Raw genomic sequence first — 14,528 nt, 5'->3', positions numbered from 1 at the left:
ATGAGGCTACCAATACGGCACAGGCGCACTATGTGCGCGTCGTTGTTTTACCACAAGCAGTGCGCCGTGCATTCATGGCTGGAGTGCATATACAAGGGCGTGAAGCTGGGGATTACGGTAGTGCGCCCACAAAGGAAGCGGGATGCCACGCTCTATCAAGGGTGGCATCCCGCTCGCTTGTCCGGGCAAATTATAACGTTATCAGGCCAGCTTGAAACCAACCTTGAGAGAGACCTGCCAGTGCGCCACCTTGCCGTTTTCGATATGACCGCGGGTGCTGGTCACTTCGAACCACTGTAGGTCGTGGACGGTTTCGCTTGCCTTGGCAATTGCCTGACTGATGGCATCCTCCATCGAAATAGTGGATGAACCGGTAAGTTCTATGGATTTGTAGATGTTATCGCCCATGAGCCTGCTCCTTTGAGAGTGAACTGCTGAGAATGAAGTGCCAAGAGTGAACGGCCGTTTGACCTTTGCGCGCCAGTGAACAAGCAAGGAAGCTGCTTTACCGCGTCTGATTATCCAGTTTGGTCACTGGCGAGAAATTTCAATGGCACTAGCCGGTAATGACGGTTTTCGACACCGCATACTTTCAAGGTAGCCGGACAAGTGAGATTCCGCAAAGAGTGAGCTGTGGCGCCTGACTGCAAGGCTTCACCAGTATCTGCGGATGGAACGATGAAGGGCGCTTCTTCAGGTATATAAAAGCACTGGCGACTGCATGATGGTGCAGAAGGCGAGCCGAGAGCAGCGGGGAAGCCCCGAGGATGAAGAGATCAGGCGTTCATCAACGCCTAATATAAGGGAACAGCTTCCTTCCCTCCCTTTATTGAGTTTGAATACTTTCATGGCGAAGACTTCCACCTTGCCGAGCCGCAACGTGAAGCTCTTTATCTACTACTTTCTGCTAATTACCGCTTCAACTGCATCGCTTTTCCCGATATTCCTCGATTTTGCACAAAGAAAGTAGAGGAATATTGCCGTTATCCCTTGGAAAATTTCTTCTTTCGCCTTACGCTTGCATAAGCGTTGCCTCCTTTAGGGAATCCTGAGCCTGCAAGCGGTAGCCTGACGCACACGGTGTTGCGCCAGGCCGTTCATGTTGATTGCGTTTTCTGATTGCCCGATTGAGTAACGGAAGTGTGAGAGTGGGCTCTGTTGAAAGAGCTTCACTGATCAGGAAGGCTTGCCTCGCTCTCTGGGTTAGCGCGGGGCGGCTCCCCATCCTTGTGAACAGTAACTCGTCGGTATCTTGTCATGCGCTACAGAAAAGCACCTCTCGTCAGCGACATTCACTACCTGCTCGGTTCTACTCTGCGCGATGCCGAGAACGATCGGATTGGCCGTGTCATCGGCCTGAATCAGTACCATGCACGCCCCATACTGGAAGTGCTGTGGGAAGAGAGTGGTAGTATCGAACGCGTTGATATCAGCGTTGAACAGTTGGATAGCCTGATGGAAATGGCTCGCGCACGCTCGCAGGCTGGTTCCAGTTCCAGCGACAATTCGACTGCTGATACTGAAGTTGAGCAGGACGACGGCAAGCTGCTGCGCCGCGCCTGAGGCTCCCATAGCCTGATTGAAGCGCTGACGCAGACTCGGCGCGTTATCACGACAAGGCCCGTTTGGATCAATTCTCCAAACGGGCCTTGTGCGTTAGAGCCTGGGGGCGTTTATGCGTTGATATCCAGAATCTGGCGCGCCAGCTTGATCATGTCAGGGTCGCCGGTGTTCTTGCCGGCAATATCGGACAGCTTAACGGTGGGCAGCCAACTGCTGTGGTCGTCGGTTCTGGTGGAGGTCATCTTCATGACGATATTCATCGGCTTAAGGCCCACATCGTTGGTGAAGTTGGTGCCAATGCCGAAGGACATGCCGATTCTGCCGCTGCAAAAACGCACAATGCGCTCCACCTTCTCGGGATCAAGGGCATCCGAGAAGATAATCACCTTGCTGTGGGGATCAATGCCCAGGGCGGTGTAGTGAGCGATGGCCCTTTCAGCGAAGTCGATGGGGTCTCCGCTATCGTGGCGCAGGCCATCGAAGAGCTTGGCGAGCATCTTGTCGAAGCTTCTGAAGAAGGCATCGGTGGTGAAGGTGTCGGTCAGGGCGATGCCCAGATCGCCGCGATACACATCGACCCAGTTGTTCAGTGACACCTTGTTGGCGACCTTGAAGCCATAGTGCGCTGCGTGGAACATAAACCACTCATGGGCGTGGGTGCCGAGCGGTTTAACCCCGTGCCGGTAGGCCAGATAGACATTGCTGGTGCCGACAAAGGTGGATTCGCCGTAGCGATGCAGCACATCGACGATCTTGTCGTGCAGGGCAAAGCTGTAGCGACGGCGCGTGCCGAACTCTGCCACCTTAAGCCCCAGGTGACGGTAGTGCTCTATCTTTTTGCGGGTTCTGGCGAGCACTTCTTCATCACTGTCGCGCGGTGCTTCCAGCCCTTCGAAATAAAGCTCGCTGACCAGTGCCAACAGCGGGATTTCCCACAAAATGGTGCGATACCACAATCCTTCAACCTCAACCGACAGCGACGAACCTTGCTGGGAAATGGTCACTTCGCTGGGGTCGTAGCGAAAGCCTTGCAGAAAATCCCGATAGGTAGGGTCGAGATAGGGGCAGGTCTCTTCAAGGAAGTCGCACTCCTCCGACGTTAATGCAAGCTCACGCATGGCATCGACGGCGCTGCGCAGGCGCTGGGCAAACCCTTCGGGATATTCGCGATTATCGCGATCAATCAGTGCGTAGCGGGCGAGGGCACGCGGAAACAGCTTGATAACCGCGTTCTGCATGGTGAACTTGTAAAAGTCATTGTCGAGCATGGATACCAGCATGGTGTGACTAAAGCCTCGCGGAAACACGGTTACGAATGAGTGCCCAGACCCGCAGCATGCGAGCGCCAGAGAGCCGGACGCAGGCCATCACAATGAAAGCCATTGACCATGCTCCGAGCGCTGAGAATCCCACTGCGGTATTTCTGAATAATTGGCACAGCATAGCGTAACTGGCGTCGTCTCTGCACTTTCTGCCCGCTTTTTTGGTTAATTTACTACCATCTATTTATGCGTTGCCCAGCGCCATCAGAGGTAGTTGAACTCAAGCTTAATATTAACCATGGTTTATCAATTTCACTTTATTTTCATATGTGAATCATTGTTATTATGAGCGTCCATATCGACTTGGGCCGCCCCCAACCGGGCGGCTCTTTTTTGCCTGTTTCGATCATTGGGAGTGATGTTCGATGAGCATGGTGCTTCGTCTGTTCTTCATGTCTGCCGCCGCTGCATTGCTGGTGATGTCGCAGGGCGCGGCGGCTGATCCTTCGCCACCCTCACACCAGAAGGTGGTCGCTACGACCTTTACCGTTATTCAGGATATGGCCCAGAACGTGGCGGGCGACAAGCTCAAGGTGGTTTCTATTACCCCGCCTGGCGCCGAGATCCACGATTACGAGCCTACGCCGCAGGATATCATCAAGGCACGCGGTGCGGATCTGGTGTTGTGGAATGGGCTGGGGCTGGAGCGCTGGTTCGAGCGCTTCTACGGCAACCTGAAATCGACGCCGGTAGCGGTGCTGTCAGAAGGCATCAAACCGATATCGCTGCGCGAAGGGCAGTATGAAGGCCGGCCCAATCCTCATGGCTGGATATCGCCGGCCAACGCTGCCATTTACGTCAACAATATTCGCGACGCATTTATCAAGCTCGATCCCGCCAATGCGGAGACATATCGTGTTAATGCCGAGCGCTACAACCAGCGTATCGCGGCACTCAATACGCCAATTGCCGAGCAACTGGCACGCATTCCGGAAGCGCGTCGCCAACTGGCGACCTGTGAAGGAGCATTCTCTTACCTGGCCCGCGATTACGGCTTCAAGGAGCTCTACTTGTGGGCGGTGAACTCGGAAGAAGAGGGCACGCCCCGTCAGGTGCGGCATGTGGTTGATGCAGTAAGGCAGAACAAGGTGCCGGTGGTGTTCTGTGAGAGCACCGTCAGTGATCGAGCCATGAAGCAGGTCGCGAGCGAAGCCGGAGCCGCCTTTGGTGGAGTGCTCTATGTCGATTCGCTGTCGAAAAAGGATGGCCCGGTTCCCGACTACTTAAGCATGCTTCGACATAATGCGAACACCATCGTTAAGGGGTTTGGCGTTGACAGCAAATAATGGAAGCATCGCCGTCGATATCCAGCATCTGAGCGTTGGCTACAGCAACGGCGTTATTGCGCTTGATGATGTTAGTGCCCAGCTACCGAGCGGTGCGATCTGTGCGGTGCTGGGGGCGAACGGCGGTGGTAAATCCACCTTGTGCAAGGCGCTGATGGGCATTCAGCGCCCGCATCGTGGCAGTGTTCGGCTGTTTGGTGGGGCGGTCAATCGCATGTTGAAGCGCAACACCATCGCCTACGTGCCGCAAAGTGATGATATCGACTGGGATTTTCCGGTATCGGTACAGGATGTCGTGATGATGGGGCGCCAGGGGCAGATGAACTGGCTGCGCATTCCCTCCCGTGATGACAAGCGGCGGGTAGCGCAAAGCCTCGAACGGGTAGGAATGCAGGCCGTCGCCAGGCGTCAGATAGGCGAGCTGTCCGGAGGGCAGAAAAAGCGCGTGTTCATCGCCCGAGCGCTGGCCCAGCACGCGCGCCTGATGCTGCTCGACGAGCCGTTTACGGGCGTTGACATGACGACCGAAAATGACCTGCTGGATATTCTGCGTGAAGAGCGAAATGCTGGTACTACTATCATGGTGGTGACGCACAATCTGTCGTCGGTGCCCGATTACAGCGATCAGGTGATGATGCTCAACCGGCGCGTGATCGCCTGCGGGCCTACTGCTCACACCTTCACCGCAACCCATCTCGGTAACACTTTTGGTGGCGTGGTCAACGAGCTACTCAAGGTCACTGGCGCAGTAGCTGGTGAAGGTAACGTAGCGATGAGCCGTTCACAGCTGCCGGAATATCCACAATGAGCGTGCTGCTGGACCCTTTTGCCTACAGTTTTATGGTGCGTGGCTTCTGGGTAGCGACGCTGATTGGCGTCACCTGCGGACTGCTGTCGTGCTTCGTTATTCTTAAAGGCTGGTCGCTGCTGGGAGATGCGTTATCACATGCGGTGGTGCCTGGTGTGGTGGTATCGCACTTGATGGCCTGGCCGCTGGTAGTAGGCGCTTTTATCTCGGGAATGCTGGCGGCAGTGGGCATTGGTGGATTACGCAAGCTCAGCGGGCTTAAGGGCGACACTTCCATTGGTATCATGTTTACTGCCTTCTTCGCCGTGGGAATGCTGCTGATTTCGGCATTCCCGTCGATGCTGTCATTGACCACCATCCTGTTTGGCAATCTGTTGGGAATTGCCCCTCATGATGCTCTCCAACTGCTGGTGATCTCACTGTTCTGCATTGGCGTGATCGCATTGCGCTGGAAGGATTTACTGCTGTTTACCTTCGATGAGCAGCAGACCATTGGTCAGGGGTTATCTGTGCGCGGGTTACAGCTACTGATGCTTGCGTTGATTGCTCTGGTAGCGGTTGCGGCGCTACAGGCGGTCGGTGCAATTCTGGTCATGGCGATGTTGATTACGCCTGGCGCAACGGCATTTTTGTTGACGCGACGCTTCCCCGCCATGCTGCTATATGCGGCACTGCTGGGAGGTGGCCTGGCCTTCGGTGGCGTCTATCTGAGCTATTTTCTTGATGTTTCCGCTGGTGGAGTGGTGGTACTGCTGCAATTTATCGTGTTTTTCCCGATATTGCTGTGCTCCCCGCGCGGTATGGGCTGGCTGTGTTCTGCCCGAGGAGGAGTGCGGTGAGCAACTCATGGCATGCTGTCTGGCAGTGGGCGATAGTCCCTTTCACCTTCGATTTCATGTGGGAAGCGCTATGGGTGGGCTGTTTCGGTGCGCTGTGCTGTGCCGTGGTCTCCTGCTTTGTCGTCAGCAAGGGCTGGTCACTGGTCGGTGATGCAGTGTCGCACGCCGTGCTGCCGGGCATTATTCTGGCGTGGCTGGCAGCGGTGCCGCTGCTGGTGGGAGCGATGGTCAGCGGTATTCTGTGCGTATTGCTGGCGGGCTGGGTGAATCGCCGCTCGCGCATCAAGGCCGATACGGCTCTGGGTATCTGCTTCACCGGGTTTTTAGCGCTGGGCCTGATTCTGATGAGCACGGTGTCGAGCAATGTGCACTTTTCCCATGTGTTACTGGGGCACCTGCTTGGAATTACTCAGGAGGCGCGCCTTCAGCTATTGAGCGCGGGAGGGCTGGCGCTGCTGATCGTCGCGTGCAGGTTCAGTGATCTCAAACTGTTCTGTTTCGATGCCGTGCAGGCCCGCGTAGCAGGGTTGAATACCACTGTACTGAACATGCTGCTGTTGATGTGTCTGGCGCTAACGACGATAGCAACGCTACAGGCGGTGGGGCTGGTGCAGGCCATTGCGATGCTGGTGACGCCTGGGGCCATTGGCACATTGATGTCGCGCCGCTTTGTCACCGGCATGATGATTGGCATTGCCGCATCCATGCTGGCGGTGTGGAGCGGTTTGCTGATCGCCTTCCATGCCAATCTATCGCCCGGTTCCTGTATTGTGCTGGTGCAGTTTGCGCTGTTTCTTCTCACGCTGATTGGATCGCCATATCGCGGTTATCTGGCGCGCCGCTGGCGTGGGCGCCGTCGCATTTCATCGGAGGAAGGCTCGCCGCTGCCTGTACGTTCGGTCTGATCCCTTCTGGCATGGGGGCCGAGCGGCTTCTTCCTGAAAGGAGTTGATTTCCCCTCTGCCTCTCGCCAATCGCGGTTAAGCGTCGCATACTGGGAGGTCCGACCAGCGCTTCCTTGCTGAAGGAATGGTCGGGCCTTTTCGCATCTTTTCTTTTCTCCGTTCCACAGGAAGATCGACATGAACTGGACGCCAAGCCGCGCCGATTTCGATACGTATATGGTTCCCTGCTATGCACCGCAACAGATGATTCCGGTGCGAGGAGAGGGGAGCCGAGTATGGGATCAGCAGGGCCGAGAGTTTGTCGATTTTGCCGGTGGTATTGCGGTAAATGCGTTGGGACATGGGCATCCCGCGCTGCAAAAGGCGCTCAAGGAGCAGGCCGACAAGGTGTGGCATCTCTCCAATGTGTATACCAGCGAGCCTGCGCTGCGACTGGCGCGCTGGCTGGTCGAACACACCTTTGCCGACAAGGCGTTCTTCTGTTCTACCGGTGGTGAAGCCAATGAGGCCGCCTTCAAGCTGGCCCGTCGTTACGCCCACGACACCTTCGGTGAGGACAAGGATACGATCATTTCGTTTCGTAACTCCTTCCATGGCCGCACGCTGTTTACCGTGAGCGTGGGCGGGCAGCCGAAGTATTCACAGGGCTTCGGGCCAGCGCTGGGTGGCATCGAGCACGCTGAATTCAACAATCTGGAGAGTGTGCGCGAGCTGATTGATGAACGTACCTGCGCCATTGTGGTTGAGCCGTTGCAGGGGGAAGGCGGGGTGCGTCCTGCCACTCAGGAGTTCCTCGAAGGGCTGCGTCAGCTATGTGATGAGCACGAAGCGCTGCTGATATTTGATGAAGTGCAGTGCGGTGCAGGCCGCTCGGGCGCACTCTACAACTATATGCAGTATGACGTGGTGCCCGATATACTGACCTCGGCCAAGGCGATTGGTGGCGGTTTTCCGCTGGCGGCCATGCTGACTACCGATGAAATTGCCAGCGTGTTTACGCCGGGCACTCACGGCTCTACCTATGGCGGTAATCCGCTCGCGACGGCGGTCGGGCTGGCGGCAATGGAAACCATCGCTGACCCCGCTACGCTGGAGGGAGTTGGCGAACGCCATGCGCTGATCAAGGAGAACCTTGAGCGGCTTAACCAACGCTTCGCGCTGTTCAGCGAAGTTCGTGGTGCGGGGCTTTTGATTGGGGCGGAGCTGAAGGATGCCTGGCAGGAGCGGGGCGGCGAGATTCTGGCCGCTGCGGTAGAAGAGGGGCTGATGCTGCTGGTCGCAGGCCCTAATGTGCTGCGCTTTGCGCCATCGCTGGTGATTACGCCCGAAGAGATCGCAGAAGGAATGGCGCGCCTGGAACGAGCATTGGAGCGCCTGGCGGAGTGATGCCGGTAGCGTGATAAAAAACGGTGGAGCCTGATCTGATAAGGGCTACGCCGTCAGATTTCCAACGAACCCCGCCTTATTGGTGGGGTTCGTTGTTTTTGAACCCATCACAGGCTATGTAGATAGCGGCAGCTCTCTCCACTTTTCTCGATATTCAGCCCATCAATGTCATGCCGTTGATACAGCACGCACCACTTAAGATCAGGGCAGCATATATCAAGAGATGGGGCGAGCGAATGGCGATCAACATTATTCCACCGGCCTTGTTTCACTACCTCTACCTGTGGAGAAAACCGTTATGTGAAGTGCTTGTCATGCTGCATATGAAAGCCCCGCAAGCTGGAAGGTATCCAACTCACGGGGCTATTCGAAGGGGGGGGCCGTTAGCCGAGCGATGTTTTTTCCAGCCTGAACTGTGGTAGCGGAAGCTACGCTGACTGTTTTTCGAACAGGGCGTAGAAGAAACCATCGCTACCGTCTTGCTGCGGCAAGCGCTGGCGGCCATGGCCGGTCGCAATTCCCCATTCGACTTCCAGCGCGATGAGCTGTGCATCGCTGGTGCGTGCGGCAAAGGCGGCGGCTTGTGCTTCGTTCTCTTGCGGCATCACCGAGCAGGTGGCGTACAGCAAGCGTCCTTTCTCGCGCAGCAGTGGCCATAGATTATCGAGAATACGCTGCTGGAGTTGTGCCAGTTGTTCGATATCACGGGCGGTGCGCAGGCGTTTGATATCGGGGTGGCGACGAATAACACCAGTACCCGAGCAAGGCGCGTCGATCAAAATGGCATCGAAGGGTATGCCATCCCACCACTCCTGCTGCGCTGCGTCGGCGGCAATCACACGATGCTGGATTGCGCTGCCGGGAGCGAGGCGTTCGATTGCGCCGCGCACTCGCTCAAGGCGATGTGGATCACTGTCCAGCGCAATAATTTCAAGCGCCTGCCCCGCAGCCTCGGCCAGCTCAATCAGATGCATGGTTTTACCGCCCGGCGCACTACAGGCATCCAGCACGCACAGCGGTTTGTCGGGCGAGCGGCGCAGCAGCGGATCGAGTAGCAGCGGCGCCGCCAGCTGAGCGGCTTCATCCTGCACGCTGACCAACCCATCGGTGAATCCTGGCAGCGCAGTGGCGTCGCTGGCGCTGGCAAGGGTAAGACCATAAGGGGAGTCGTCACAGCCGCGGGATTCAATCCCCGCTGTCGTTAGCTGCTGCTGATAGTGCTCGCGACTGTTGCGCGCGAGGTTGACTCGCAGCGTCATAGGGGCGGGTGTGTTGTTCGCTGCAATGATGTCGTTGAACTGCTCGGGCCAGGCGCGGTGGAGTGCCTGATGCAGCCACTGGGGGTGCAATAGCTGGCTTTCAGGCTTTTTATCGACCTGTGCTTCAAGCGCATGCTGCTCTCGCTGGCAGCGCCGCAGGCAGGCGTTCAGCACCCGTGTGGCCCACGCCTTGCCCAACTGACGTGCCGCTCCGGCGGTTTCACTGACCGCTGCATGGCTGGGCACGCGCATGTAAAGCAGCTGATAAAGGCCGACCAGCAGTAGCGCATGCACATCGGTATCACGCGACTTAAAACCGCGTGACAGCAGCAGCGCCGCTAACGCTTCGAGGCGAGGCAAGGTACGGCACACCCCATAGCACAGCGCTTTCACAAGGCTCTTGTCGCGCTCTGCCACTTGCATGGTGTCGAGGGCCGCCAGAGAGCCTTTTCCGGCAAGTACGGGCACCAGTAGCTGCGCGGCAACCGCGCGCGGGTTAGTCACGGCGGCCATTAGTGTGCCTCCTGAGCGTTAAGCATACTGCCTTGCGGAAGCAGGTCGGCACGTTTGGGGCTTGAGAGCAGCTCTTTGACTTCCAGCGGTCGCGTGCCGGGTAACTGGGCGCGGCTGATTCTGAGTGCGCCCTCGGCGCAGGCCACCAGAATACCGTGGCTATCGGCACTGAGAATGGTGCCCGGCGCAGCAGCGTAGCTGCACTGTTCAGCGTGGGCTTCCCAGACACGCAGGGTGCTGTCGCCTGCGTAAGCCCAGCAGACCGGCCATGGATTGAAGGCGCGCACGCGTCTTGCCAGATCGCTGGCCGCTGCCGTGAAGTCGAGCAGCGCTTCTGCCTTCGATAGCTTGGCGGCATAGCTTACGCCTTGCTGTGGCTGTGGTGTACCGGCGATTCTCTGCTGGTGGGCCGCGATCTCATTGAGTGCGGTGACAATGGCTTCGGCACCTGCTGTCGCCAGCGCATCGTGGAGACTTCCGCCCGTGGTAGTGGTATCAATGGGGACAGTCTTTTTCAGCAGCATATCGCCGGTGTCTAGCCCCTCATCCATCTGCATGATCGTGACACCGCTTTCGCTGTCGCCATGCTCGATAGCGCGCTGAATGGGTGCTGCACCGCGCCAGCGCGGTAGCAATGATGCGTGCACGTTGAGCGCGCCGAAACGTGGCAGCTCAAGCACTTCCGCGGGCAGAATCAGCCCATAGGCCGCCACCACCAGCACATCGAGATCGGCGGCTGCCAGGGGCGCACGACTCTCTTCATCACGCAGCTTAAGGGGCTGGTGTACCGGTAACTGGTGCTGTTCTGCCAGTTGCTTGACCGGGCTTGCCTGAGGCTTGCGCCCGCGCCCTGCTGGACGATCGGGCTGGGTGAAAACGCACACCACCTGATGCTGGCTCGCCAGTAGGGCAGCCAGTATGTCAGCAGCGAAATCAGGGGTGCCGGCGAATCCGACGCGCAAGGTAGAGGGCATGAAGTGTTGGTCCGAACTGGAGAGCATCGACGCCGGTAGCCGGCGGGATTGGGTGACTGGATGAGCAGGGGCGCTGTGCACTACCGCGCGACACAGAGCGCCCTGTAAGCATCAAACGCTGGCTTTATGGCGTTTGAGCATCTTCTTCTTAACGCGCTCGCGTTTCAATGGCGACAGGTAATCAATAAACAGCACGCCTTTGGTGTGATCGGTTTCGTGCTGAATGCAGTGTGCCAGCAGCCCGTCGGCTTCGTGCTCGAATGGCTTGCCGTGGCGATCGAGGGCGCTCACCTTGATGCGCAGTGCGCGCGGCACCTCGGCATAGTATTCAGGAATCGACAGACAGCCTTCCTGCATCTGCTTGCGTTCATCGTCGAGCGCTTCCCATACAGGGTTGATATAGACGCGAGGGTCATTCTGATGCTCGCTGACGTCGAGCACAAACAGCTGCAAGTGCTGATCGACCTGAGCGCCTGCCAGACCAATGCCGGGAGCGGCATACATGGTCTCGAACATGTCGTCGATCAGCGTTTGCAGCTGATCACCGAAGTCGGTAACCGGTTGGGCGACGGTGCGCAAGTGCTCGTCTGGATATTCGAGAATGGTAAGTAGAGCCATGAAAAGGTCCGCTGGTAATGTGGTCGAGACGCATGAATAAAGGCGTGTGGGGCAAGCCGCGGCAGTAAGTAGCACATGTCGCCTGTGGAAGCACATGGCGCTCAAGGCATGCCATTCTGCTCCTCAGCGGTGATGTCGCTGCTGTATTCAGCCTGAATGTTAAACAAGACACTGAAGGCGCATTCACGAAGGCATTGGGCCAATGCTGGTCGCTAAACGCGCTAAAGGATTGCTGGGCTGTGCCGATAACGGGCGACACCGGGCAAACGCCGTGGGCCCTATTGTAGTGCGACACGCAGCGCAATTAAACCGCACGGTGGCATACAGGAGCTGTGATGAATTGCCCGACCAACGCGCGCGAGTGGATCGCGCTGTCGCTATTACCGAAACTTGGCCCGGTGCGGGTGAAATGGCTGCGTCAGCAGCAGCTCCCCTGGCCTGAAGGGTGGATGCAGCAGTTGAGCGGTGCTCAGCGCAGCTATTTGCGCTTTTTATTGAGTGACCAAGCGACGGCACAATTGTCGCCTTCGCTTGCCTGGGAAGATACGAATTTACGCCGCGCCATTCTCTACCCTGGTCATGCCACGTGGTCGCCGCTGCTTGATGAACTGGATGATCCTCCCATGGTGCTATGGGCCTCGGGCAATCCTGATTGCCTGACCAGGCCGGCGATTGCAATGGTCGGCAGCCGCCACGCCTCGCTTGATGGCCTGCATCATGCACTGCTGATGGCGCGTGAGCTTGCCGCTGCCGGCATGTGTGTCGTGAGTGGGCTGGCGCGCGGTATTGATGCTGCTGCGCATCGTGGTGCGCTTGAAGCGGCAGGGGCTACCATCGGTGTGTTAGGGTGCGGCATTGATCTGGTGTATCCCGCCAGCCACCGGGCACTTTACCAGCAGGTGGTGGCGGGCAATGGCCTGATTCTCTCGGAGTTCAGCCCCGGTACACCCGCCAGGGCAGGACATTTTCCGCGCCGCAATCGTATAATCACGGGCCTGTGCCGTGGGGTGCTGGTGGTGGAAGCCAAGCAGCGCAGCGGTTCGCTGGTCAGCGCACGGCTGGCGCTTGAGCAGAACCGTGATGTTTTCGCACTGCCCGGCGCACTGGAAAATCCGAACGCAGCAGGCTGCCTGGAGTTGATCCAGCAGGGGGCCAAGCTGGTTACCTGTGCCACGGATATTCTGGAAGAGTACGCCACCGAGCAGTGGGCGGTGCCGGAAGTAACCAACGCCCCCGATGAATCCGGTAAGACGAGCCATTCACTCGTCGATGTGCTTGGTGCCACAGCATTATCGCTGGATACCATTGCTGCACGTAGCCAGCTAACCCCCACAGAGTGTCAGCTTGAGCTACAGTGGCTGGAGCTTGACAATAAAGTGCTGCGCGTACCGGGCGGCTGGGTAAAGAACGTTGGGTAAAGAAAAAAGTATGGACCGGATGAACATGACCGGTACAATAACCTTACAAAAGGCATGGAAATGGCTAGCGCTAACGCAACTACCGATGTCAGCAGGGCTGCTGCTACGCTCCTTCAGGGCGATGTGATTGCCTATCCTACCGAGGGCGTGTGGGGGCTGGGGTGCGATCCAGATAATGAAGCGGCCCTTCGGCAGGTGCTGGCGCTGAAACAGCGCGACCCTGCCAAGGGACTGATTCTGATCGCGGCCTCCATTGAGCAGCTAGCGCCCTGGTTAACCGAGGTGAGCGCTGCCGAGCGAGAGCAGTTGCAGGCATCGTGGCCTGGCCCCCATACCTGGCTAGTGCCCGATAACGGGCGTTCGCATCCGTTGGTGCGCGGTAATCATCAGCAGGTGGCGCTGCGGGTTACCGATCATCCTCTCACTGCTGCGCTCTGCACAGCCTTCGGTGGACCGATCGTCTCTACTTCGGCCAATCGAGCCAATGAGCCATCGGCGCTTACGGCCCGGCAGGTCGAGCAGATATTTGGCAGTGAACTGGCGCTGATACTGGAAGGCGCTACGGGCGGCCGTCGCGAGCCCAGCACAATTCGCGATCTCGCTGATGGCCGCTGGCTGCGTGGCGGGCCGGAACACTGATCTTTTTACCCACTCGACGATGCCATAGGGCGTCTGGCAGGCAATACAATGACCATTCACTCTGAACTCTCCTCCCACGATATGCTGCGTCAGGTAGAGCACTTCCTGAAGGATTTTCAGGATCGCCTTTGTGAAGGCATTGCCGCGCAGGATAGCGTGGCCGATTTCATTGAAGAGGAGTGGCAGCGCGAAGGGGGCGGTGGTGGGCGCACGCGAGTCATCAGCGATGGCGATGTACTTGAGAAGGGCGGTGTCAACTTTTCACATGTGCATGGTGAGCAGCTGCCTGCGTCTGCGTCAGCTGCCCGCCCTGAGCTGGCCGGGCGCAACTTTACCGCAATGGGCGTCTCCTGGGTTATCCATCCGCGTAACCCTTTCGTTCCCACCTCTCATGGTAATGTGCGCTTCTTCATCGCCGAAAAAGAGGGTGAGCCACCGGTATGGTGGTTCGGTGGCGGTATCGACCTGACGCCCTATTACCCCTTTGAAGAGGACGCCGTGCACTGGCACCAGACCGCACATGACGCCTGTGCTGCATTCGGCGACGATATCTACCCGCGCTTCAAGGCGTGGTGCGATCACTACTTTACCCTCAAGCACCGCAATGAGACCCGTGGCATCGGCGGGCTTTTCTTCGATGATTTCAACGAACTGGGCTTCGAGCAGAGTTTCGCCCTGATGCGTTCGGTGGGCAACGCCTTCCTGCCTGCCTATATTCCCATTGTCGAGCGGCGTAAAACGCTCGATTTCGGAGAGCGGGAGCGGTTGTTCCAGGCGCATCGGCGCGGGCGCTATGTTGAGTTCAACCTGGTATGGGACAGAGGCACGCTGTTTGGGCTGCAAAGCGGCGGGCGCACGGAATCAATCCTGATGTCGATGCCACCGCAGGCCAACTGGACCTACAATTATACGGTTGAACCCGGCTCACGCGAGGCAGAGCTGGCCGCGTACCTTACTCCGCGCGATTGGCTTGATCTGCGTAATAGCTGAACGCCTGC

The 14,528-nt window shown here is 57.8% G+C and carries 14 protein-coding genes; 9 read left to right on the top strand and 5 right to left on the bottom strand.

Annotated elements, in window-relative coordinates:
* Positions 1 to 201: 201 nt before the first annotated feature.
* On the bottom strand, positions 202 to 408 hold the full coding sequence (locus tag L881_RS0103325; protein WP_025732300.1) for a dodecin: 207 nt from the start codon (positions 406 to 408) through the stop codon (positions 202 to 204).
* 849 nt (positions 409 to 1,257) lie between these two features.
* On the opposite strand from L881_RS0103325, the gene L881_RS0103315 reads away from it, so the two are divergent.
* Complete coding sequence (locus L881_RS0103315) at positions 1,258 to 1,563, top strand: hypothetical protein (RefSeq protein ID WP_025732298.1); 306 nt, start codon at positions 1,258 to 1,260, stop codon at positions 1,561 to 1,563.
* Between the two features lie 110 nt (positions 1,564 to 1,673).
* Here L881_RS0103315 and pncB read toward each other — a convergent pair whose 3' ends face one another.
* Positions 1,674 to 2,843 carry a nicotinate phosphoribosyltransferase gene (gene pncB / locus L881_RS0103310; RefSeq protein WP_025732297.1) on the bottom strand — a complete coding sequence of 390 codons (1,170 nt, stop codon included), beginning with the start codon at positions 2,841 to 2,843 and terminating at the stop codon, positions 1,674 to 1,676.
* A gap of 407 nt (positions 2,844 to 3,250) precedes the next feature.
* Here pncB and L881_RS0103305 point away from each other — a divergent pair, with 407 nt between their 5' ends.
* The 5 genes from L881_RS0103305 (at position 3,251) to L881_RS0103285 (ending at position 8,109) form a co-directional block, all read left to right on the top strand.
* Entirely contained in the window at positions 3,251 to 4,171 is a 921-nt protein-coding gene (locus L881_RS0103305; protein ID WP_025732296.1) for a metal ABC transporter substrate-binding protein, read from the top strand.
* The gene (locus L881_RS0103300) at positions 4,158 to 4,979 is read left to right on the top strand and encodes a metal ABC transporter ATP-binding protein (protein ID WP_025732295.1); all 822 of its coding nucleotides are present in this window, start codon (positions 4,158 to 4,160) and stop codon (positions 4,977 to 4,979) included. Before L881_RS0103305 ends, L881_RS0103300 begins: the two co-directional genes overlap by 14 nt.
* A complete protein-coding gene (locus tag L881_RS0103295; protein WP_025732294.1) occupies positions 4,976 to 5,818 on the top strand; it encodes a metal ABC transporter permease in 843 nt (280 codons plus the stop codon). The genes L881_RS0103300 and L881_RS0103295 overlap by 4 nt, the downstream gene beginning before the upstream one ends.
* On the top strand, positions 5,815 to 6,723 hold the full coding sequence (locus tag L881_RS0103290; protein ID WP_025732292.1) for a metal ABC transporter permease: 909 nt from the start codon (positions 5,815 to 5,817) through the stop codon (positions 6,721 to 6,723). Before L881_RS0103295 ends, L881_RS0103290 begins: the two co-directional genes overlap by 4 nt.
* A 177-nt stretch (positions 6,724 to 6,900) precedes the next feature.
* On the top strand, positions 6,901 to 8,109 hold the full coding sequence (locus L881_RS0103285) for an aspartate aminotransferase family protein (RefSeq protein ID WP_025732291.1): 1,209 nt from the start codon (positions 6,901 to 6,903) through the stop codon (positions 8,107 to 8,109).
* Between the two features lie 428 nt (positions 8,110 to 8,537).
* Here L881_RS0103285 and rsmB read toward each other — a convergent pair whose 3' ends face one another.
* The 3 genes from rsmB to def all read right to left on the bottom strand — a co-directional run bounded on the left by rsmB (position 8,538) and on the right by def (position 11,473).
* Complete coding sequence (gene rsmB / locus L881_RS0103280) at positions 8,538 to 9,881, bottom strand: 16S rRNA (cytosine(967)-C(5))-methyltransferase RsmB (RefSeq protein WP_025732290.1); 1,344 nt, start codon at positions 9,879 to 9,881, stop codon at positions 8,538 to 8,540.
* Positions 9,881 to 10,855, bottom strand: coding sequence for a methionyl-tRNA formyltransferase (fmt, locus tag L881_RS0103275; RefSeq protein WP_025732289.1), 975 nt, complete (start codon positions 10,853 to 10,855; stop codon positions 9,881 to 9,883). Before fmt ends, rsmB begins: the two co-directional genes overlap by 1 nt.
* Positions 10,856 to 10,966: 111 nt before the next feature.
* Positions 10,967 to 11,473, bottom strand: coding sequence for a peptide deformylase (gene def / locus L881_RS0103270; RefSeq protein WP_025732288.1), 507 nt, complete (start codon positions 11,471 to 11,473; stop codon positions 10,967 to 10,969).
* 335 nt (positions 11,474 to 11,808) lie between these two features.
* Between def and dprA the strand changes: the two genes are divergently transcribed.
* From dprA to hemF, 3 genes are read left to right on the top strand one after another with little or no spacing between them, the layout of a single operon-like run.
* The gene (gene dprA, locus L881_RS0103265; protein ID WP_025732287.1) at positions 11,809 to 12,891 is read left to right on the top strand and encodes a DNA-processing protein DprA; all 1,083 of its coding nucleotides are present in this window, start codon (positions 11,809 to 11,811) and stop codon (positions 12,889 to 12,891) included.
* A 60-nt stretch (positions 12,892 to 12,951) separates the two neighbouring features.
* The gene (tsaC, locus tag L881_RS0103260) at positions 12,952 to 13,530 is read left to right on the top strand and encodes an L-threonylcarbamoyladenylate synthase type 1 TsaC (protein WP_025732286.1); all 579 of its coding nucleotides are present in this window, start codon (positions 12,952 to 12,954) and stop codon (positions 13,528 to 13,530) included.
* A gap of 48 nt (positions 13,531 to 13,578) precedes the next feature.
* Positions 13,579 to 14,520 (top strand): oxygen-dependent coproporphyrinogen oxidase, encoded by a 942-nt coding sequence (gene hemF / locus L881_RS0103255; RefSeq protein ID WP_025732285.1) that lies wholly within the window; start codon positions 13,579 to 13,581, stop codon positions 14,518 to 14,520.
* Positions 14,521 to 14,528: the final 8 nt, after the last annotated feature.

The organism is Carnimonas nigrificans ATCC BAA-78 (assembly GCF_000526695.1).
In the GTDB taxonomy this organism is placed as follows: domain Bacteria; phylum Pseudomonadota; class Gammaproteobacteria; order Pseudomonadales; family Halomonadaceae; genus Carnimonas; species Carnimonas nigrificans.
This window is presented reverse-complemented; position numbering and strand designations above follow the sequence as displayed.